Source organism: Streptomyces sp. NPDC049585 (assembly GCF_040675615.1).
Classification (GTDB): domain Bacteria; phylum Actinomycetota; class Actinomycetes; order Streptomycetales; family Streptomycetaceae; genus Streptomyces; species Streptomyces luteosporeus.
This window is the reverse complement of the sequence record NZ_JBFAPE010000025.1, coordinates 13,134-33,320: the sequence shown is the minus strand read 5'-3', so window position 1 is coordinate 33,320 and position 20,187 is coordinate 13,134. Positions and strand designations below refer to the sequence as shown.

Annotated in this window: 15 protein-coding genes and 1 pseudogene; 13 read left to right on the top strand and 3 right to left on the bottom strand. The window is 74.4% G+C overall.

The window, feature by feature from the left end; genetic code table 11:
• Positions 1-101: 101 nt before the first annotated feature.
• Positions 102-707, top strand: a complete 606-nt coding sequence (locus tag AB0K17_RS23220) for a YdbC family protein (protein ID WP_365966924.1) — start codon at positions 102-104, stop codon at positions 705-707.
• A gap of 9 nt (positions 708-716) precedes the next feature.
• Here AB0K17_RS23220 and AB0K17_RS23215 read toward each other — a convergent pair whose 3' ends face one another.
• Entirely contained in the window at positions 717-1,355 is a 639-nt protein-coding gene (locus AB0K17_RS23215; protein WP_365984104.1) for a TetR/AcrR family transcriptional regulator C-terminal ligand-binding domain-containing protein, read from the bottom strand.
• Between the two features lie 84 nt (positions 1,356-1,439).
• On the opposite strand from AB0K17_RS23215, the gene AB0K17_RS23210 reads away from it, so the two are divergent.
• From AB0K17_RS23210 to AB0K17_RS23190, 5 genes are read left to right on the top strand one after another with little or no spacing between them, the layout of a single operon-like run.
• Positions 1,440-3,101: an ABC-F family ATP-binding cassette domain-containing protein gene (locus AB0K17_RS23210; protein ID WP_365984103.1), complete on the top strand. Its 1,662-nt coding sequence runs from the start codon at positions 1,440-1,442 to the stop codon at positions 3,099-3,101.
• 9 nt (positions 3,102-3,110) lie between these two features.
• The gene (locus AB0K17_RS23205; protein WP_365966928.1) at positions 3,111-3,770 is read left to right on the top strand and encodes a histidine phosphatase family protein; all 660 of its coding nucleotides are present in this window, start codon (positions 3,111-3,113) and stop codon (positions 3,768-3,770) included.
• An 11-nt stretch (positions 3,771-3,781) separates the two neighbouring features.
• Positions 3,782-4,729, top strand: a complete 948-nt coding sequence (locus AB0K17_RS23200; protein WP_365966929.1) for an ADP-ribosylglycohydrolase family protein — start codon at positions 3,782-3,784, stop codon at positions 4,727-4,729.
• A gap of 13 nt (positions 4,730-4,742) precedes the next feature.
• The gene (locus AB0K17_RS23195; protein ID WP_365966930.1) at positions 4,743-5,444 is read left to right on the top strand and encodes a ribonuclease HII; all 702 of its coding nucleotides are present in this window, start codon (positions 4,743-4,745) and stop codon (positions 5,442-5,444) included.
• Positions 5,445-5,503: 59 nt separating this feature from the next.
• A complete protein-coding gene (locus AB0K17_RS23190; RefSeq protein ID WP_365966931.1) occupies positions 5,504-6,094 on the top strand; it encodes a hypothetical protein in 591 nt (196 codons plus the stop codon).
• Between the two features lie 61 nt (positions 6,095-6,155).
• Here the strand turns inward: AB0K17_RS23190 and AB0K17_RS23185 are convergent, their stop codons facing one another.
• Both AB0K17_RS23185 and AB0K17_RS23180 read right to left on the bottom strand, forming a co-directional pair.
• Positions 6,156-6,743 carry a hypothetical protein gene (locus tag AB0K17_RS23185; protein WP_365966932.1) on the bottom strand — a complete coding sequence of 196 codons (588 nt, stop codon included), beginning with the start codon at positions 6,741-6,743 and terminating at the stop codon, positions 6,156-6,158.
• Between the two features lie 224 nt (positions 6,744-6,967).
• The gene (locus AB0K17_RS23180) at positions 6,968-9,130 is read right to left on the bottom strand and encodes a RecQ family ATP-dependent DNA helicase (RefSeq protein WP_365966933.1); all 2,163 of its coding nucleotides are present in this window, start codon (positions 9,128-9,130) and stop codon (positions 6,968-6,970) included.
• Between the two features lie 159 nt (positions 9,131-9,289).
• Here AB0K17_RS23180 and AB0K17_RS23175 point away from each other — a divergent pair, with 159 nt between their 5' ends.
• The 7 genes and pseudogenes from AB0K17_RS23175 to AB0K17_RS23145 all read left to right on the top strand — a co-directional run.
• Positions 9,290-10,789 (top strand): DUF4192 domain-containing protein, encoded by a 1,500-nt coding sequence (locus AB0K17_RS23175; RefSeq protein WP_365984102.1) that lies wholly within the window; start codon positions 9,290-9,292, stop codon positions 10,787-10,789.
• Between the two features lie 225 nt (positions 10,790-11,014).
• Positions 11,015-12,976: a glycogen debranching N-terminal domain-containing protein gene (locus AB0K17_RS23170; RefSeq protein WP_365984129.1), complete on the top strand. Its 1,962-nt coding sequence runs from the start codon at positions 11,015-11,017 to the stop codon at positions 12,974-12,976.
• Between the two features lie 90 nt (positions 12,977-13,066).
• Complete coding sequence (locus AB0K17_RS23165; protein WP_365966935.1) at positions 13,067-13,825, top strand: NUDIX hydrolase; 759 nt, start codon at positions 13,067-13,069, stop codon at positions 13,823-13,825.
• A gap of 149 nt (positions 13,826-13,974) precedes the next feature.
• Entirely contained in the window at positions 13,975-15,795 is a 1,821-nt protein-coding gene (locus tag AB0K17_RS23160; protein ID WP_365984101.1) for an ATP-binding cassette domain-containing protein, read from the top strand.
• Between the two features lie 175 nt (positions 15,796-15,970).
• Positions 15,971-16,909, top strand: coding sequence for an FCD domain-containing protein (locus tag AB0K17_RS23155; RefSeq protein ID WP_365966938.1), 939 nt, complete (start codon positions 15,971-15,973; stop codon positions 16,907-16,909).
• A 372-nt stretch (positions 16,910-17,281) separates the two neighbouring features.
• A complete protein-coding gene (locus AB0K17_RS23150; RefSeq protein ID WP_365966939.1) occupies positions 17,282-18,847 on the top strand; it encodes an RNA polymerase sigma factor in 1,566 nt (521 codons plus the stop codon).
• Between the two features lie 140 nt (positions 18,848-18,987).
• Positions 18,988-19,800: pseudogene (locus tag AB0K17_RS23145) on the top strand (serine protease); the annotation flags it as partial.
• Positions 19,801-20,187: the final 387 nt, after the last annotated feature.

The window sequence follows — 20,187 nt, the reverse complement described above, 5'->3', positions numbered from 1 at the left end:
GGAGCCGGCCGCTGCCGGCTCCCCATCGGCGTACCCGCCCCCTCCGAGTGGACTGCCGGCGTACGTGACCCACGCCACTGGCGGGGCCGTAGGATGGGTCGGTGCTGGTCAAGTGGATTCGCTGCACGGTGGTCGACCGACGGGGTTTCGAGCGGGGGCAGCGGAAGTGGGCGGGGCTGCTCGGTGAGCCGGGTTTCCGGGGGCAGGGCGGCGGGTGGAGCCGGGCGCGCCCCGGTGTCGTCCACCTCTTCGCCTTCTGGGAGAGCCGGGCGTTCTACGACTCCTTCATGGCGCGCTCCCACGACCGGCTCGCCGCGTCCCAGGCCGGCACGTACAAGGACATTCAGGTACGGCTGTTCGAGCACCGCTTCGACGTGAAGGTCGGATTCCGGCCGCAGTTCACCGATGCCGACGTGGTGCGCTTCGCGCACTGCCGGGTGCACGAGGAGCGGGTCGAGCACTTCGTGCTCATGCAGGAAAAGGTGTGGAACCCGGCGATGGCCGGCTCGCCCGGCATGCTGCGCGGCGTCTTCGGCGAGGCGCCCGGCCCGGAGTTCCTGGTGCTGTCGATGTGGAACTCCGAGGCCGAGCACGGCAAGTACCGCCAGGACCGGGTCGAGCGGCTCGGATTGCGGGCGCAGACCGAGGCCGACGTCGCCGCGATCACCGGCGACGTCGTGCAGATGGAACAGGCCTGGACGGTCTGACGCGCGGCCTCAGGCGGGCTGCGGGCCCGCGGTGGCGTACACGCCCGCCCGTACGGCGGCGAGCGCGGCGTCGGCCGCCTGGTCGGCGGCAGCGGCGTCGACCGGCTCCCGGGTGACGAACAACCGGAAGTACAACGGCGCGGAGACGGCCCGTGCGACGGCCGCGGCGTCCGTGCCGGCGGGGGCCTCGCCCCGCTCGGTGGCACGGGCGATCAGCGCCCCGCAGCGTGCGAAGCGCTCGGTGTAGAAGCCGCGCAGCGCGTCCGCCGCCCGCTCGGACTGGAAGGCTGCCGCGATGAACGCGGTCGGCGCGGCGGCCGCCGCCGGATCCGCGAACGCGTCGACGACCTCCCGGGCCAGGGCGCGCAGATCGCCTTGCAGGGAGCCGGTGTCGGGCGGTGTCCAGGAGTCCTCGCCCGCCAGGTCCAGGGCGTCCGCGACGAGCCCTTCGACGCCGCCCCACCGCCGGTAGAGCGTCGTCTTGTGCACGCCGGAGCGTTCGGCGACGTACTCCACGGTCAGTCCCGGGTAGCCGTGTTCGACGAGCCCCGTCAGGACCGCGTCGCGGACGGCGGCCCGGGTGCGTGCGGTACGCCCGCCGGGACGCCGGGTGCCGGGGGTGGGAGGCGGGGACGGCTGCGAAGACAATTGCAACTCCGGTTGCATTAGATGGCCGAGGTCTGTCATGCTGAGCGTAACGCAACTCGCGTTGCATTTGCCCTGGAGGTTCGCATGCCCGGCCAGCTCTCCCTGCACGACGTGTCGCTCTCCCGCGGTGACCGTCTCCTCCTCGACGGCGTCTGCCTTTCGGTGCGGCCGGGTGAAAGGATCGGCATCGTCGGCGAGAACGGAGCCGGCAAGTCCACCTTGCTCGCGGTCCTGGCCGGGATCGAGCGCCCCGCCGCCGGCACCGTCGTGGCCCACGCCGACGGCGGCATCGGGTACCTCGCCCAGAACCCCGGGCCGCCGCCCGGCGGCACCACCGTCGCCCACGCCGTCGACGCCGCCCTCGCCGACGTGCGGGCCATGGAACGGCGGCTGCGCGCACTCGAGGAGGACCTCGGCACCGCCGGCCCCGAAACCCTCACCGAGTACGGCGACCTGCTCACCGCCTTCGAGGCCCGCGGCGGCTACGACGCCGACGCCCGAGTCGACAAGGCCCTGCACGCCCTGGGCCTCGGGCACATCGGACGGGACCGTGCCTGGGAGAGCCTCTCCGGCGGCGAGCGGGCCCGGCTCGGCCTGGCTTGCCTGATCGCCGCCGCACCCGAGGTCATGCTCCTGGACGAGCCCACCAACCACCTCGACGGCCCCGCCCTCGACTGGCTCGAGGAGACGCTGCGGGCCCACACCGGCACCGTCGTGGCCGTCTCCCACGACCGTGTCTTCCTCGAACGCGTCGCCACCGCCGTCGTCGAGGTGGACGCCGACCGCCACACGCTGGCCCGCTACGGCAACGGCTATGCCGGCTACGTCGAGGAGCGCGCCGCTGTCCGCCGGCGGAGGCAGGAGGCGTACGCCCAGTGGTGCGCGCAGACGGCCGCCCTGGAGGAGGCCGTCGGGACGACGGCCCGGGCCGTCGCCGTCGGGCGGCCCATGAAGGACGGCAACAAGATGGCCTACGACCGCGCCGGCGGGCGCGTCCAGGCATCCGTCGCCGGCCGGGTCCGCAACGCCCGGGAGCGGCTGCGCAGGCTCCAGGAGGACCCGGTGCCGTGCCCGTCCGACCCCCTGCGCTTCACCGCCCGCCCCGGGAACGGCACCACCGGCGGCGCTCTCGTCACCTTCGACGGCGTCCGCGTCGCAGACCGCCTGGCCGTCGACGCCCTGCAGGTCACGGCGGGGGAGCGGCTGCTGGTCCACGGCCGCAACGGCGCGGGCAAATCGACCCTGCTGCGGCTCATGGCCGGCCTCACCCGGCCGGACACCGGCACCGTCACCAGGCGGGGCAGCACCGGCTACCTGCCCCAGGACGTCGCCGTCCGGCAGCCCGCCGAGCGCCTGCTGGACGCCTTCCGCCGCGACCTGCCCGGCAGCGACGAGGACCAGCGCGCCCTGCTGCTCTCCTACGGCCTCTTCCGCGAGCGCGACCTGCACGTCCCCGTCGGTGCCCTCTCCGCGGGCCAGCTGCGCCGGCTCGCCCTCTCCCGCCTCCTCGCCCGGCCCGCCGACCTGCTGCTGCTCGACGAGCCCGCCAACCACCTCGCACTCGGCCTCGTGGAGGAGCTGGAGGAGGCCCTGGAGCAGTGGCCCGGAGCCGTGGTCGTCGTCTCCCACGACCGCGCACTGCGACGGCGCTTCACCGGGCGCGCCGTGGAGATACGCGACGGCCGGTCGGTGGTCGGGAGCAGCGCTCGCGAGACCGGTGAGGCACGCGCCCTGCAGCCGATCTAGGGTGGCGGCATGGCACGGCCCCGGCGCATCGTCCTCCTCCGGCACGGCGAGTCGGAGGGCAACGTCGACGACTCCGTCTACGAACGCGAGCCCGACCACGCCCTGAGCCTGACGGCCCGCGGTCGTGGGCAGGCCGAGGAGGCGGGGGAGCGGCTGCGGGAGCTCTTCGGCGACGAGCGCGTCTCCGTCTACGTCTCGCCCTACCGCCGCGCCCACGAGACCCTGCACGCCCTGCGGCTCGACCCGACCCGCATACGGGTGCGCGAGGAGCCCCGGCTGCGCGAGCAGGACTGGGGGAACTGGCAGGACCGCGACGACGTGCGCCGCCAGAAGGCCCGCCGGGACGCCTACGGCCACTTCTTCTACCGCTTCGCCCAGGGCGAGTCCGGTGCCGACGTCTACGACCGGGTGGGGGCCTTCCTGGAGAGTCTGTGGCGCAGCTTCGAGGACCCCGACCATCCGCCCAACGTCCTGCTCGTCACGCACGGGCTGACCATGCGGCTGTTCTGCATGCGATGGCTGCACTGGACCGTCTCGGAGTTCGAGTGCCTGTCCAACCCGGGCAACGGGGAGTCCCGGATGCTCGTGCTGGGGGCCGACGGCCGCTACCACCTCGACCGGCCGTTCGAGCGCTGGTGTACACCCGAGTCGTACGGCTTCACCGGTTAGAGTTCGCAGCGATGACAGCTGACCGATTCCACCGTGCCCTGGCGAGCCTGCGGGGGCTGGCCGTGGGTGACGCCCTCGGCTCCCAGTTCTTCGTCCCCGCCAACTATCCCCACCTCCAGCGCCGCGAGCTGCCCCCCGCGCCCTGGCAGTGGACGGACGACACCGAGATGGCCTGCTCGGTGGTGGCCGTCCTGGCCGCGCACGGCCGCATCGACCAGGACGCCCTGGCCCGCTCGCTCGCCGAGCGCCACGACTTCGATCGCGGCTACGGCCCGGCGATCAACCGCATGCTGCGCCTGATCAGGGAGGGCGGCGACTGGCGCGAACTGGCCGCCGCCCAGTTCAAGGGGCAGGGCTCCTGGGGCAACGGGGCCGCCACGCGCATCGCCCCGCTGGGCGCCTGGTACGCCCACGACCCGGAGCAGGCCACCCACCAGGCCGAGATCTCCGCCTACACCACTCACCAGCACCGCGAGGCGGTGATGGGCGCCATGGCCGTCGCCGCCGCGGCGGCCATCGCCGGATCGCCCGCAGGGGGCGTCACCCCCGAGTCCCTGCTGGACGGCGTGATCGCGCTGGTGCCGCGCAGTGCCGTCCAGGCCGGTCTGCGCCGTGCCCGCGACATGCTCGACTACGCGGACGTCACCACCGTCGCCGCCGTCCTGGGCTGCGGCCGGCGCACCAGCGCGCACGACACCGTGCCGTTCGCCCTGTGGGCCGCGGCCCGCCATCTCGACTCCTTCGAGGAGGCGTTCTGGACCACCGCGCGGGCCGGCGGGGACGTGGACACCACTTCCGCGATAGCCGCGGGCGTGGTCGCCGCAGCGGAACGAGGCGCTCCGCCGGCGGCCTGGCTGGAGTCCGCCGAAGCCCTTCCCCACTGGCTCCCGGCCACCACGCCCGGGAGCGGAGCGGACGGAGCGGGGGCGGGGCGGGACAGCCGGGCCGAAGGGGCGTAATCTTACTGGCGCCATGCCCTACCAACCGCCTACCCACAGCGTCGAGCGCTCCCTGCGGGCGACGACCGGAGCAAAGATCGTCGCCGGTGTGGACGAGGTCGGCCGGGGAGCCTGGGCCGGTCCCGTCACCGTGTGCGCTGCCGTCACCGGACTGCGTCGCCCGCCCGTGGGACTCACCGACTCCAAGCTCCTCACCCTCAAGCGGCGCACCGAGCTCGCCGAGGAGCTGGAGAGCTGGGTGACCGCCTACGCCCTCGGCCACTCCTCCCCGCAGGAGATCGACGAGATGGGCATGACGGCGGCCCTGCGGCTGGCCGCGACCCGGGCCCTGGAGGGGCTGCCGGTGCGGCCGGACGCGGTGATCCTCGACGGCAAGCACGACTACCTCGGCGAGCCCTGGCGGGTCCGTACGGTCATCAAGGGCGACCAGTCGTGCGTCGCCGTCTCGGCGGCGTCGGTGATCGCCAAGGTGCGGCGCGATGCGCTGATGGCCGAACTCGGCGCCGTCCACGGCGACTTCGCCTTCGGCGACAACGCCGGCTACCCGTCGCCGGTCCACCGGGCCGCGCTGCAGGAGCTGGGCCCCACGCCGCACCACAGGCTGTCCTGGGCCTACCTGGACGCGCTGCCCAAGTGGCAGCATCTGAAGCGTCCCCGCATCAGCCCCGAGGACATGGCTCTGGAGGCCGGTGGCCAGCTCGGCTTCGACTTCTGAACGACCCACACCACCACCCGCCGACGCGACTCGCACCGGCGTTTGATAAACATCGACTTATGCCTCTCATCCCCGAGGAGCCTCAGATTCACGAGAGTGTCCCGGGTCCCCGCGCAGTGCCGGCCGCCGGCCGCACCGCGCCGACCCCTCGTCCCGTACCCGGTCCCCGCCCGGCGCCCGTGCGCCCCGGCACCCCCAGCCCGCCCCGCGGCTCGGTCCCGCCCCAGCGCACCGCGCGCGGAGCGGCGGCGGACGCCCCGGCCGCGCCGCAGATCCAGCTGATCCCCGCGGCCGCCGACGGTGCCCTGGACGCCGCCGACGAAGCCGTCGACCTGCTGCTCGACAGCGGCCGCGCGCCCGGCGACGTCCTCGTCCTGACCACGGGTGACCCGCACCCCTGGGCCGCGCACGAGCTGTCCTTCGGCGAAGCGTCCTACTGGGCGCAGCAGGACGCCGGCGACGACGTCTTCTACGCCGCCGCGGACTCCTCCCGCGCCAAGGGTCGGCCCGTGGTCGTCGTCGCCGTCAACGGCGGCTCCGACGCCACCGTCACCGCGGCGCTGCCGGCCGCCATGACGCGGGCCGGTGCGCTGCTGGTGGTCTGCGGCGACCCGCAACGTGTCAACGCCCTGGTGTCGAGCACTTCCTGACGTGTGATCACGGTGGTCGGCCCCTTCGCCGAAGGGGCCTCCCGGCCGCCGTGCCGCCCCGTCAGCGGGCGGCCGTACGGCGGTGCGCCTCCGGTGCCCCGCCGCCGGAGCCGAACCACTCCGCACGGCAGGGCGCCGCGCGGGGCCGGCGCCCGCCGCGGCCCTCGCCGACGACGTGCCAGCCGGCCGGGGTGAGGACGATGTACGCCCCGCACCGCAGCCCGTGCAGGATGCAGGCGTCGCGCAGCGCCCACATCCACGCCCCGTCCTGCGGGGTCCAACGGGTGCCGCCCTCCCGGCAGTAGAGCAGTACCGCCGTCCGGACGGGGGCGCGTCTGCGCAGGTCGTGCGGGATCACCCGGCGCAGCACCGACAGCAGCTCGTTGCGCAGCTCCCAGCCGTCCACGAGCCCGGCCCTGCCCGGGCGCCCGCTGAAGGAGGCGCTCGCCGCGAGCCGTTCGTCGGGGTGGAAGACCGCGATGACGGCGGTGGAGGGCGTCGGCAGATGGCGGGCGTGCAGATCCTCGACGACACCGCGGGGACCGCGCAGGGCGGGGACGCCGCAGGCGGTCCACTCCGCGGGTTCGAGCAGTCTGCCCAGATGCGAAGCGGAGCCGGCGGATGCCTGGGGAGCCAAGCCGAAGGCCATGATTCTCCCTTCGTCTGCCCACCCGGGCCCCCGGGCGGGAGGCCTGGCATGGCGCACCGCGCGCCACGGCGCAGCAGGGCCGTGGACGCACGGGAGCGGAAACCGGTGCCCCAATTCTCGCGGTCCACCGCCCGTGCAGCAACGATCAATTGAGGCCACTGACCGGCATCCGCGGCTCCGCGGTGATGCGGGGCACCGCGGTTGTGCCACGGTTGCGCCCCTTCTCACCCCTGCACGGCGAGCACCAGGGGGAACACCTCCGTGGCGCCGGCCCGGCGCAGCATCCGCGCGGCGACGGCCAGCGTCCAGCCGGTGTCCGTCATGTCGTCGACCAGCAGGACCGGCCCGGGGCGCGCGGCGAGCTCCTGCGCGAGTGAGGCCGGTACGGTCAGGGCGCCGTCCAGCGCCTTGAGCCGCTGGGCGCTGTTGCTGCGGGGCGCCCGCATCCCGGCCTCCTCGTCGCGATACGCGAGGCTGCCCAGGAGCGGCATCCGGCCGATGGCCGCGATGCGCTCGCCGAGCGAGCGGACGAGCAGCGGGCGGGTCCGCGAAGCGATGGTCACCACGCCCACGGGACGCTGCGGGGCGTCCGACGCGCCGGACGCCCAACCGCCCGCCCCTCGCGCCCAGTCGGCCAGCACGGTGACCACCGCGTCCGTCACATCGTCCGGAACGGCGGCGTCCGGAGCCTGCGGCGCGAGCAGGGGACGCAGCCGGTTGCCCCAGCCGATGTCGGAGAGCCGCCCGACGGCCCGTCCCACGGCGGCCTGCTCACCCTGCGGGATGCGGCCCTTGAGGTCCACCCCGACCGCCGGCATGCCCGTGGGCCACATCCGGCGGGGCTCCACCTCCACCCCGGGCCGGCCCAGCTCGCCGCGGGCGGTGTCCAGGGCCCCGTCCGAGACGCCGGCGGTGTGGCGGGGACCCGCGCAGTTGTCGCAGCGCCCGCAGGGCGCGGCCTGCTCGTCGTCCAGCTGGCGGCGCAGGAACTCCATCCGGCACTGCGTGGTCGACGCGTACTCGCGCATGGCCTGCTGCTCGGCCTCGCGCTGTCGCGCCACCCAGGCGTAGCGCTCGGCGTCGTACGTCCACGGCTCGCCGGTGGCCGTCCAGCCGCCGCGCACCCGGCGCACGGCACCGTCCACGTCGAGGACCTTGAGCATGGTCTCCAGCCGCGAGCGCCGCAGGTCGACCAGGGGCTCCAGGGCGGGCAGCGACAGCGGGCGGTCGGAGGCGGCCAGCACGTCCAGCGTCCGGCGCACCTGCTCCTCGGAGGGGAAGGCCAGCGAGGCGAAGTACTTCCAGATCGCCTCGTCCTCGCGCCCCGGCAGCAGCAGCACCTCGGCGTGCTCGACGCCACGCCCCGCACGGCCGACCTGCTGGTAGTAGGCGATGGGGGAGGAGGGCGAGCCGAGGTGGACGACGAAGCCGAGGTCGGGCTTGTCGAAGCCCATGCCCAGCGCCGAGGTGGCCACCAGGGCCTTGACACGGTTGGCGATCAGGTCGTCCTCGGCCTGCTGCCGGTCGGCGTTCTCGGTCTTGCCGGTGTAGGAGGCGACGGTGTGCCCGCAGCGGCGCAGGTAGGCGGCGACCTCCTCGGCGGCGGCCACGGTGAGGGTGTAGATGATCCCCGAGCCCGGCAGGTCGCCGAGGTGGTCGGCGAGCCAGGCCAGCCGGTGGGCCGCGTCGGGCAGGGTGAGGACACCCAGGCTCAGGCTCTCCCGGTCCAGGGGCCCGCGCAGCACCAGGGCCTCGCCGCCCTCACCCGTGCCGAGCTGCTCGGCGACGTCGGCGGTGACGCGGGCGTTGGCGGTGGCGGTCGTGGCGAGCACGGGCACGCCGGGCGGCAGGTCGGCCAGCATGGTGCGCAGCCGGCGGTAGTCCGGGCGGAAGTCGTGCCCCCAGTCCGAGATGCAGTGCGCCTCGTCGACCACCAGCAGCCCGGTCGCGGCGGCGAGCTTGGGCAGCACCTGGTCGCGGAAGTCGGGATTGTTGAGGCGTTCGGGCGAGACGAGGAGCACGTCCACCTTCCCGTGCGCGACCTCCTCCTGCACGGTCTCCCACTCCTCGGTGTTCGAGGAATTGATCGTGCGCGCGTGGATGCCCGCCCGCGCGGCCGCCTCCACCTGGTTGCGCATCAGCGCCAGCAGCGGAGAGATGATCACCGTCGGGCCGCTGCCGCGCTCGCGCAGCAGCGCGGTGGCCACGAAGTACACGGCCGACTTGCCCCAGCCCGTGCGCTGCACCACCAGCGCACGGCGGCGGTCGGCGACGAGGGCCTCGATGGCGCGCCACTGGTCCTCGCGCAGCCGCGCGGTGCCCGTGGTGTCGCCGACGAGACGGGCGAGGACGGTGTCCGCCGAGACGCGGAGGGCTTCGTTGGTCATGCCCCCATGCAACACGAGGGGACCGACAATGCGCGAACCCGGCCGCGGCGCCTGTGGAAAACGAGGGTGAGGCCCTGATCCACAGGGGTAGTACGACAATATCCCGGAGTTATCCACAGGCCTGGCGGGCCTCGGTGGCGCCGCGGGAGTCTCGGGGCCATGAGCCACCACAACGAACCGGCCCGCCCGTCCACCCCCGCCACCACCGCGTCGCGCGACGCCTCGCAGACCCAGGTCACCCTGCGCAGCCCGGGTGAACTCGCCGACGCCCTGCCCTACTTGCTCGGCTTCCACCCGACCGACAGCATCGTCCTGCTCGCCCTGCACGGAGAGCGCGGCCGCTTCGGCGGCCGCCTCCGGCTCGGCATTCCGCAGGACCCGGCCGAGTGGGAAGGCGTCAGCGAACAGCTCGCGGAGACGCTCATCGACGGCTGCGAGCGCCGGGGCAACCGGCCCGACGGCATCGTCCTCTTCCTCTGCCAGGACCCCACCGGGGGCGACGGCGGTCGAAGCGTCATGGAGCGCCTGCGCCCCCTCGCCCAGAGCCTGCGGCTGGCCTGCGGGGAGCTGGACGTGCCCGTGTACGAGGCGCTGTGCGTCTCCGACGGGAGGTACTGGTCCTACTGCTGCCCCGACGAGCGCTGCTGCCCGGTCGAGGGCACCGTCCTCGGCCCGCCCGGCACCTCGGTGATGGCCGCTGCCGCCGCCTATGCCGGCATCCAGGTCCGCGGCACCCTGCGCGAGATGGAGGCCCGCTACGCCCCCCTCGACGGCGAACGGGCCATGGAGCAGGAGACGGCTCTCGACACCGCCGCCGCGGACCTCGTCCCGCGCCTGCTGAGCGGCACCCCCGGTCGGATCGTGCGCGAGGAGACGCTCGACCTGCTGCGCCTGCTGATCGGGCGGTTCCACGACACCCCGCCCCCGCCGGTGCGGGCAGAGGCCGATGCCATGGACGACGCCCTGCTGGACGCCGACGAGGCCGCGGCCGTCGTCCTCGGCCTGCAGGACCGCACCACCCGCGACCACGCCGCCGAATGGATGGAGGGACCCCAGGCCCCGGCCGTGCTGCGCGTCTGGCGCGCCCTCGCCCGCCGCTGCGTGCCGCCGTACACCGAGCACGCGGCCGCGCCCCTGGCCCTGGCGGGCTGGGTCGCCTGGTCGAGCGGCGACCACCCCGAGGCGCGCGTCGCGCTGACCAGGGCCTTGAGCGCCGACCCGGATTATCTCTTCGCCCAGCTCCTGCACCGGGCCTGCAACGACGGCCTGGACCCGGAGCTGCTGCGCCGCTGCCTGCGCCGCGAACGTGCCGACCGCGCCCTGCAGGCCGCCGTCCACGCCGAGGCGGAGCGCGCCGCGGCGGCGGACGCCGCCGCCTCGACCGCCGCCCCGGCCGTCACCGCCACCGTCACCGTGGAGGAGGCGATGACCGGGAAGACAGAAGCCGGGCTGACGGAAGCCGGGGTGACGGAAGCCGGGGTGACGGAAGCCGGGGTGACGGAGGAGAGGGACCCGAGGGCGGAGGGCGCGGGCCCGGGGGAGACCGCGGGACGGTCGGGGCGGGGCGGCCGTGGCAGGCCGGCGGGGCCCAAGGCGCCCGCGGGAAGGGCACGTACGCGCCGCCGCGGCGGACACAAGGGCGTCCGGGGGCGGCAGTGACCCAGGCCACTTCACTCTCCCGTGACCTCGCCGGGGCCGGTGCCGTTCACCTGAGTGGCCCGCAATCGTCGTCGGCCGGCCACGACCGGGACGTCCCCAGGGAGCGCAGAGACAGTGCAAGGCATCGCCCCCCACGGTCCTTCGACCCGCCGCCCGCCGGAACAGGTGCGTCGACCGCCCGAGCAGCGCCGCACCGGTGGCTCCCGGCCCCCGGCGCCGCATTCGGTGCACGAGGCGCTGATCTGCGTCGCGCTGCCCGCGCTCGCGATCTCGGCGCGGCACGGCCAGCTCACCAGTCAGGGGCTCGAAGGCTTCTACCGGTCGGGTCGCCGGTTGCTGGCGACGTGCCGGCTGCGGGTCGACGGAGTCGATCCCGTGCCCGTCCAGGGGCGGATGCTCGGCGCCGACCGGGCCCGGTTCGTCGGCACCGTGCGCACCCCGGCGGAGACCGGACCGGACCCGGACGTCACCGTCGAGCGGCTGCGGGACGCCGAGGGCAAGGAGCGCATCGTGCTGCGCAGCGCGGCGTCCCGTGAGCTGGGGCTGACGGTCGAGGTGGCGCTCGGCACCGACCTCGCCGGCCTGGGCGCCGTCGCTGCCGGCCGGTCAGGGCCCGAGCTCCCGGCCGCAGTGCACGCCTCCGGGCTGCGCTGGGCGGCACCCGGCGCCAACGCGGTGGTCACCGCGGATCCGCCGCCGGACGACGTCCTGGCCTCCGCGGGCCTGCTCTGCTGGGAGATACGGCTGCCTCCCGGCGGCACGCGCGGCATCGAGCTCACGATCAGGGCCGAGCAGCCCGGCGGCAACGGCGGCAGCCGGGCGGCCGAGCCCGTCGCCCCGAGCCGTGGCGGGGCGGCTCCACCCTGGGGGGAGGCCGCGGCCGAGGGTGACGACCCGCGGGCCGGGGCTCTGCTCGCCGCCGCCCTCGACGACCTGCGGGCCCTGCTCGTGCGCGACCCGGAGCACCCCTCGGACGTGCACCTGGCCGCCGGCGTTCCCTGGCGCTGTGATCGGACGGCTCCCGCCGAGGCACTGTGGGCGGCCCGCATGGCGCTGCCGCTGGGCGTCCGGCTCGCCGGCGGGACGCTGCGCACGCTGGCCCGTGCCCAGCTGACGAGCCCCGGCCCGGGCGCCGGCCGGTTGCCCGGTGCCCTGCGGCACTCCGGGGCGCACCTGCCGCCGGGGTGCACGGGGGCGGAGGCGACGCTGCTGTTCCCGGCGGTGCTGGCCGAGGCATGGCGGTGGGGGCTGCCCGCGCCGGAGGTCGCCGGGCTGCTGCCGGTCGCCGAGCGGTGCCTGCAGTGGCTCATGGCGGCCACGAAGGACACCGGCTACCTCCCGGACCCCGCGCCGGGAGGTCCGTACCGCTGCGAGGTCCAGGCCCATGCGCACCGGGCGGCCGTGCTCGGCGCCGGGCTGCTGCGGGCCCACGGCCGGCCCGGGGCCGACGCTCTCCTCGCGTGGGCGTCCGGGCTGCGACGGCGCTTCCGGGAGGAGTTCTGGGCGGAGGACCTCGGCGGCGGCCGGCCCGTCGCGGCGCGCTGGCCCGACGGTCGCCGGGTCGTGCACCTGGGCTCGGCCGCGGCGCACCTGCTGGACACCGGACTGCAGGGAGAGGGGGAGTACGCCCCGGGGCTGCTGGACAAGGTGCAGACCGAGCAGCTCGCCCGGCTGCTGGGCGGCCCGGCCCTCGATTGCGGCTGGGGCCTGCGCAGCCTCGGCGCCAAGGAAGCGGGGCACAACCCGTTCGGCCACCGCAACGGGGCCGTCCGCGTCCACGAGACGGCGGTGGCCGTCACCGGTCTGATGGCGGCGGGCTACGAGCGGGAGGCCGCCGGGCTGCTCAAGGGCGTACTGGACGCCGCGCAGACCTTCGACCACCGGCTCCCGGAGATGTACGCGGGGGAGCAGCGCACCACCGGTAGTGCACCGCTGCCGCACCCGGCGGCCTGCCGGCCCGCGGCCGTCGCGGCGGCCGGCGCCGTCCAGCTGCTGACCGCGCTCGCCGGGGTGCGCCCGGACGTGCCCGCGGGCGCCGTGACGGTCCGTCCGCCGCGGTCCGCCCCCCTGGGCGAGCTGAGGTTCACCGGGCTGCGCGTGGCGGAGCAGCCGTTCGCCGTGCGCGTCAGCAGGCTCGGCCTCGGCATGGTCGAGGAGGCCGCCGCCGGACTGCAGCTGGGAGTGTGAGCGCAGGTGCGCGCCGCACCTGCGGACCGGATGGCGGCCGGGAGCGCCGAAGAGCCTGATTATCGTCAGGCAGACGACTATGATCACGACATGCCCTACGACCCGTCGGCCTTCCCGCCCTTCGCAGTCACCGTCGACCTGGTCGTGCTCACCGTGCGGCGGCATGCGCTGTGCGCGCTGGCCGTCCGCCGCGGCGAGCCTCCGTTCCAGGGCCGGTGGGCGCTGCCGGGCGGGTTCGTCCGCGGCGACGAGGACCTGTCCACCGCGGCCGCGCGCGAGCTGGCCGAGGAGACCGGCCTGCAGGCGGCCGACGCCGCCGGGCCCGGCGGGCCCAACGCGGCCCACCTGGAGCAGCTGGCCACCTACGGCGACCCCAAGCGCGACCCCCGCATGCGCGTGGTCAGCGTGGCCCACCTCGCGCTCGCCCCGGACCTGCCGGCGCCCCGGCCCGGTGGCGACGCCCGCAGCGTGCGCTGGGCACCCGTCGACGAGCTGCTCGACCAGGACGGCTACGGCCGCGACGACGAGCAGGCCGCCCCGCTCGCCTTCGACCATGCCCGCATCCTCGCGGACGGCGTCGAGCGCGCCCGCTCCAAGATCGAGTACTCCTCCCTGGCCACCGCCTTCTGCCCGCCGGAGTTCACCGTCGGCGAGCTGCGCCGGGTCTACGAGGCGGTGTGGGGCGTGGCGCTGGACCCGCGCAACTTCCACCGCAAGGTGACCGGCACGCCCGGCTTCCTGGTGCCCACCGGCGGGACGACGACGCGCCAGGGCGGCCGGCCCGCCCAGCTGTTCCGGGCCGGCGGGGCCACCCTGCTCAACCCGCCCATGCTGCGCCCCGAGGCCTGAGCCCCCGGCGCCGGAACGGCGCCTTTCGAAGACAGGTGTGATCGAAAATGACACGCCCTGATCGATGATGGCCGCATTGCGTAGCAAATAAGACATACCGGGTTACGGTGCTGCGGTACGGTCCCTCCCGCCGCCCCGCGAGTGAGCCCATGATCCAGGCCATCGGACTGACCAGCGCCCCCCGCCGCAACCGGCCCCCCGCCGTCGACGACCTGACCTTCGAGGCCCGCCCCGGCCGCGTCACCGCACTGCTCGGCGAACCGGGAGCGGGAAAGACCGCCGCCCTGCGCCTGATGCTGCGTCTGGACCCCGGCCGCGGCGTCACCCTCTTCCGCGGCCGCACCCTCGACCGGATCCCCCGCCCCACCCGCGAGATCGGCGTCCTCCTCGGCGACGTCCCCGGCCACCCCGCCCGCACCGCCCGCAGCCACCTGCGCATGCTGTGCGCCGCCGCCGGCGTCCCCGCCGAGCGGGCCGACGACGTGCTGGAGGTCGTGGGCCTCAGCGGCCTCGCCGACCAACGCCTGGGCGACTTCTCGCTCGGCATGGACCGTCGCCTGGGCCTGGCCTCCGCACTGCTCGGCGACCCGCACACCCTCGTCCTGGACGAGCCCGCGCGCGGGCTGTCCCCCCGTGAGACCGCCTGGCTCCACGGGCTGCTGCGCGGCTACGCCGCCCAGGGCGGTGCCGTTCTCGTCACGTCGGGCGATGCCGTCGAGGCCGCCCGCATCGCCGACCAAGTGGTCACCATCGACCAGGGCCGCCTCGTGGCCGACCAGGAGGCGGCGGCCTTCGCCGGTGCGCGCCTGCGGCCGCGCGTCGTCGTCCAGTCCCCCCTCGCCGGCCGGCTCGCGCACGTCCTGACCGCCGGGACCGACACGGGAGACCGGCGCTCCGGCACCGCGACCGTCGAAGTGATCCGCGAGGGCGGCACGCGTATCGCGGTCTACGGCAGCAGCTGCGCGGAGGTCGGCGAGACGGCGTACCGCAACGGCATCCTCGTGCACCGTCTGGCCGAGGAGAGCGGGGACACCGGCCCCGTCGCCCCGCTGGACCGCGCCGACGGCCGCCCCCCGGGGGAGGAGGGAGCTCCCGCGCAGGCGAAGGCACCGGCAGAGGTCCAGGAGGCCGACGAAGCCCCGAACAGCGCGGACGCGCCGCCACCCGGGAGTGTGCGGCGCCGGCTGACCGCCCCCGGGCCGGCGTGGCCGTTGCTGTACGAGCTGCGCCGTGTCGCCGGTGTGCAGACCGGATGGGTGGTGGCGGCGGTGGCGCTCGCCGTGTCCGTGGCCGCCTCGCTCCTGCTCGCCCGCACCGGCGCCGCCACCGTGCCGCGGCTGCTCACCGGATGGCCGCAGTGGCTGCCGCTGCCGCCCGCGGCGTGCGCCGCCGGGCTGCTGGGCGCCAACGCCTTCGGCCAGGAGTTCCGCTACCCGGCGCTCGCCCCCGACCAGGGCACGGTGCCCCGGCGGCTCGGACTGCTCGGCGCCAAGCTCCTGGTCGCCTCGGTGGCCTCGCTGGCCCTGGCCCTGCTCGTGCCGATGTTCGATCTGGCCGTTGTGCACCTGGCTCTCGGGGAGTTCCCGCACCCGGCCACGCTCCTGACGCACGGCTGGGGTGCTGCGCTGGCCGGTTGGATCGCCCTGGTCGTCGGGTGCGGCTGGGCGGGGCTGCTGGCCGCGGGGCTCTTCCGCTCCACCGCGCTCGGCCTCGTCTCCGTTCTCGCGGTGCCCGCCGTGGTCGTCCCCCTCCTGGGAGCGCTGGCGCGACGGCCCGCGGCACGTTCGCTGATGGGACTATCCGAACGTCTGCGCGACGCCGCCGACGCGCGGTGGCCGCACGAACTGGGTCAGGGCGTCTCGGCCGCGCTGCACCTGGTCTCCCAGCCCGTGGGGTGGGCGCTGACCCTGTCGCTGTCGGGCCTGCTCGCCGCCTATGTGCTCACCGTGTTCCGTGGCCGGCCGCGGTGAGGGCTGTGCTATTGCGCCGGCCCGGAAGGGAGCGAACGCAGAGTGACAATAAGCCGAGGGGTGCTGCGGGAACGCTCACGCCTCCCTTACCTTCCGTAGTCGACCCCCTCGGGGCGGTGCCCGATTCTGTCCGTTTGGCCGTCAATTGCGAGGTAATGGGCGATCACCCTTTCGTGTGCTTTTCACCAAAGACCTCAAGGGGCCTGGAGGTGTCGCCGACAAAGGAAGCGTGAGTACCCTTGCGCACACCATGATGACCGCGGCTCGCCCCGCAGACTCCGGCCTCGCCGGTCCGGGCGAGCTTGACCGCTACTCCTACGCGGAGGCCCCCGGGACCGACCGCGGCGCCTCGTCCGCCTGGGACGGCGACGCGGAGCTCAGCCGTGCCGGCCGCCGTGCCGCCGGAAGCCGCGGCCGAGGCCTGCACGGCCAGCTCGTCCAGCAGCTCGGCCAGATGATCGTCTCCGGTGACCTGGGGGCCGACCGCCCGCTGGTCCCCGAGGAGATCGGCCAGCGCTTCGAGGTCTCCCGCACCGTCGTCCGCGAATCCCTGCGCGTGCTCGAGGCCAAGGGCCTGGTCAGCGCCCGCCCCAACGTGGGCACCCGGGTCCGTCCCGTCAGCGACTGGAACCTGCTCGACCCCGACATCATCGAATGGCGCGCCTTCGGGCCCCAGCGAGACGACCAGCGCCGAGAGCTGTGCGAGCTGCGCTGGACGATCGAGCCGCTGGCCGCCCGTCTGGCCGCCGGCCACGGCCGCGAGGACGTCCAGCAGCGCCTCGCCGACATGGCCGAGATCATGGGGCACGCGCTGGCCCAGGGCGACTCCCTCACCTTCGCGCGCGCCGACGCCGAGTTCCACTCCCTGCTGCTGCAGGTCGCGGGCAACCGGATGCTCGAGCACCTCTCGGGCATCGTCACCGCCGCCCTGCACGTCTCCGGTGTCTCCGGCGGGGGGTGCGACCGCCCGACCGAGGCCGGCGTGGGGCAGCACCTGCGGATCGTCGATGCGGTGGCCACCGGCGACGCCGCGGCGGCCGAGGCGGCGATGCGCCAGCTGCTGGTGGCCCACCCGGAGGTCGAGCGCGTGGTGCCCGCGCCGCGCGAACACTGACCGCGGATCGCAACCGTACGGACTGAAGCGGTACGTGCGGGACCGCTCGTCCGGCGCGCGCGTACGGCCGTACGCGCGAGCAGGACGGGTGGTTCCGTGCGGCCGTCGACGGCAGCGGAGTCGGCGATCTGTCCACTTCGGTGGCTGTTCACCCCGTTATGCGGTGTGACTCGGGCCACGGTGATCGGGCGTAACGCTCGTCCGGGCAGCGCGATGACTAAAGAGGTGGTGGCCGCGGAGGGAATACGGGCCTCGTTCGAGGCGCTGTGTTGCTCTGCACCACTGCCCGCGCCGTCGGTTCATCCTTGCCGACGGTCGTCGGTCCCGTCCAGCACGGACGTGGCCGGAAGCCGTTTCCATCGTTCCGAGAGGTTGTTCGTGTCGGCCAGCACATCCCGTACGCTCCCGCCGGAGATCGCCGAATCCGAGTCTCTGATGGCGCTCATCGAGCAGGGAAAGGCCGAGGGGCAGATCGCCGGCGACGACGTGCGTCGGGCCTTCGAGGCTGACCAGATTCCGCCAACCCAGTGGAAGAACGTACTGCGCAGCCTCAACCAGGTCCTCGACGAGGAGGGTGTGACGCTGATGGTCAGTGCCGCAGAGGCGCCCAAGCGCACCCGCAAGAGCGTCGCAGCGAAGAGCCCGGCGAAGCGCACCGCCACCAAGGCCGTTTCCACCAAGACGGCCACGGCCCGGCAGTCGTCCGCCCCGGCGTCCACCGTGTCCGCGGCCGCGGGCGCGTACGACGGCGAGGCCGATGAGGCCGTGGCGCCCGCCAAGAAGACCGCGGCCAAGAAGACGGCCGCAAAGAAGACGACGACGGCCAAGAAGACCGCCGCGAAGAAGACGACGGCCAAGAAGACCGCCGGCAAGAAGGACGCCGACGAGCTCCTCGAGGACGAGCTGCTCGACGAGACCCCGGCGCCGGGCAAGGTCGACGAGGAGGACGAGGCCGGCGAGAACAAGGGCTTCGTGCTGTCCGACGAGGACGAGGACGACGCGCCCGCCCAGCAGGTGGCCGTGGCCGGCGCCACCGCCGACCCGGTCAAGGACTACCTCAAGCAGATCGGCAAGGTCCCCCTCCTCAACGCCGAGCAGGAGGTGGAGCTCGCCAAGCGCATCGAGGCCGGTCTGTTCGCCGAGGACAAGCTGGCGAACGCCGACAAGCTGGCGCCGAAGCTCAAGCGCGAGCTGGAGATCATCGCCGAGGACGGCCGGCGCGCCAAGAACCACCTCCTGGAGGCCAACCTCCGTCTGGTGGTCTCCCTGGCCAAGCGCTACACCGGTCGCGGCATGCTCTTCCTGGACCTGATCCAGGAGGGCAACCTCGGTCTGATCCGCGCGGTGGAGAAGTTCGACTACACCAAGGGCTACAAGTTCTCCACGTACGCGACCTGGTGGATCCGCCAGGCGATCACCCGCGCGATGGCCGACCAGGCCCGCACCATCCGTATCCCGGTGCACATGGTCGAGGTCATCAACAAGCTTGCGCGCGTCCAGCGCCAGATGCTCCAGGACCTGGGCCGCGAGCCCACCCCGGAGGAGCTGGCCAAGGAGCTCGACATGACCCCGGAGAAGGTCATCGAGGTCCAGAAGTACGGCCGTGAGCCGATCTCCCTCCACACCCCGCTGGGTGAGGACGGCGACAGCGAGTTCGGTGACCTCATCGAGGACTCCGAGGCGGTCGTGCCGGCCGACGCGGTCAGCTTCACGCTCCTGCAGGAGCAGCTGCACTCGGTGCTGGACACGCTCAGCGAGCGTGAGGCGGGCGTGGTCTCCATGCGCTTCGGCCTCACCGACGGCCAGCCCAAGACGCTGGACGAGATCGGCAAGGTCTATGGCGTGACGCGTGAGCGCATCCGTCAGATCGAGTCCAAGACGATGTCGAAGCTGCGTCACCCGTCGCGCTCCCAGGTGCTGCGGGACTACCTCGACTAGTCCGGACGGCTCGTCACCGTCCCCTTTCGGCAGGGCCCGGTTCCTCACGAGGAACCGGGCCCTGCCGCGCTCCGGATGCGCGCGGCCGCATACCACCTGACGCTTGGTAAGGAAGTGACCGCACTGCGTCAGGAGGTCCCATGCGCGCCCTGAGGTATCCGCTGGCCGTGGCGCTCGCGCTCCTGCTGGCGATCCCTCTCCCGGCGGGCGCGGTCCGCGGTGCCGTCGACCGCGGCATCGTCGGCGGACAGGTCGTCAAGGTCGCCACCGTCCCCTGGACGGTGGCGCTGGCGAGCCGCGAGCGCTTCGGCCCCGTGCGCTCCGGTCAGTTCTGCGGCGGTGCCCTCGTGGGTCGGTCGACGGTCGTCACGGCGGCGCACTGTCTGACGCGCGAGGTGCTGGGCGTCGACGCGACGGAGGCGAAGGACCTGCGGGTGATCGTCGGCCGCGACGACCTGCGCGGCAACGCCGGCAAGGAGATCCCGTTCAAGGGCAGCTGGGTCAATCCCGCCTTCGACGCGGACACGAACGAGGGGGACGTGGCCGTCATCACCCTGGCGGAGCCTGTCACCGACGTGGCGCCCATCGCGATGGCGGGCCAGGGGGACCCCGGCTACGCGACCGGTACGGCCGCCGGTGTCTACGGCTGGGGGGACACCCGCGGCACCGGGTTGTACTCGAACACGCTGCGTGCCGCCCGGATCCTCGTCCTGGACGACACCCTGTGCCGCCGGGCGTACCAGGGCGGCCCCGAGGGCATGTACCGCCCGGCGACGATGCTGTGCGCCGGCCTTCCCCTCGGCGGCCGGGACGCCTGCCAGGGGGACAGCGGCGGGCCGCTCGTGGCCCGCGGCAAGCTCGTCGGGCTGGTGTCGTGGGGGAGCGGCTGCGCCCAGCCGGGCCGTCCGGGGGTCTATACGCGGATCTCCGCCGTTGCGGCACTGGTACGGGCACACAGTGCCGACCCTGTGACGGAAGGGCCTCCTGTGGCCACCCCGCCGCTTGCGCCACCCTCGCAGGGCCCCCAGCAGCCGCCGAAACCGCCGGCACAGCCGCCGGCGGCCGCGCCGCCGCAGTCCAGTCAGCCGGCGCCCCCGCAGGTCACCCCGCCGCTGCTGCCACCACCGGCCGCCCAGCCGGTCGTACCGCCGCTGCTCAAGCCGCCCCCGGTGGCCCAGCCCCCGGCGGCACCGCCGCCGCCCGCGGCGCAGCCACCCGCCGCCCCGCCGGTGTCACCGGGACCGGTTCAGCCGGTGGGTACACGTCCCGTACGCCCGTCCTGAGGGGTGCGGGCGTACGAGAGCGGGCGGCCTCCCCCACAGGGGTGGCCGCCCGCAGCT

Excerpts from the sequence above, each read along its gene's own strand:
- AB0K17_RS23210 (WP_365984103.1), top strand. The coding sequence starts at position 1,440 with ATGCCCGGCCAGCTCTCCCTGCACGACGTGTCGCTCTCCCGCGGTGAC.
- AB0K17_RS23205 (WP_365966928.1), top strand. The coding sequence starts at position 3,111 with ATGGCACGGCCCCGGCGCATCGTCCTCCTCCGGCACGGCGAGTCGGAG.
- AB0K17_RS23200 (WP_365966929.1), top strand. The coding sequence starts at position 3,782 with ATGACAGCTGACCGATTCCACCGTGCCCTGGCGAGCCTGCGGGGGCTG.
- AB0K17_RS23195 (WP_365966930.1), top strand. The coding sequence starts at position 4,743 with ATGCCCTACCAACCGCCTACCCACAGCGTCGAGCGCTCCCTGCGGGCG.
- AB0K17_RS23190 (WP_365966931.1), top strand. The coding sequence starts at position 5,504 with ATGCCTCTCATCCCCGAGGAGCCTCAGATTCACGAGAGTGTCCCGGGT.
- AB0K17_RS23185 (WP_365966932.1), bottom strand. The coding sequence starts at position 6,743 with ATGGCCTTCGGCTTGGCTCCCCAGGCATCCGCCGGCTCCGCTTCGCAT.
- AB0K17_RS23180 (WP_365966933.1), bottom strand. The coding sequence starts at position 9,130 with ATGACCAACGAAGCCCTCCGCGTCTCGGCGGACACCGTCCTCGCCCGT.
- AB0K17_RS23175 (WP_365984102.1), top strand. The coding sequence starts at position 9,290 with ATGAGCCACCACAACGAACCGGCCCGCCCGTCCACCCCCGCCACCACC.
- AB0K17_RS23165 (WP_365966935.1), top strand. The coding sequence starts at position 13,067 with ATGCCCTACGACCCGTCGGCCTTCCCGCCCTTCGCAGTCACCGTCGAC.
- AB0K17_RS23160 (WP_365984101.1), top strand. The coding sequence starts at position 13,975 with ATGATCCAGGCCATCGGACTGACCAGCGCCCCCCGCCGCAACCGGCCC.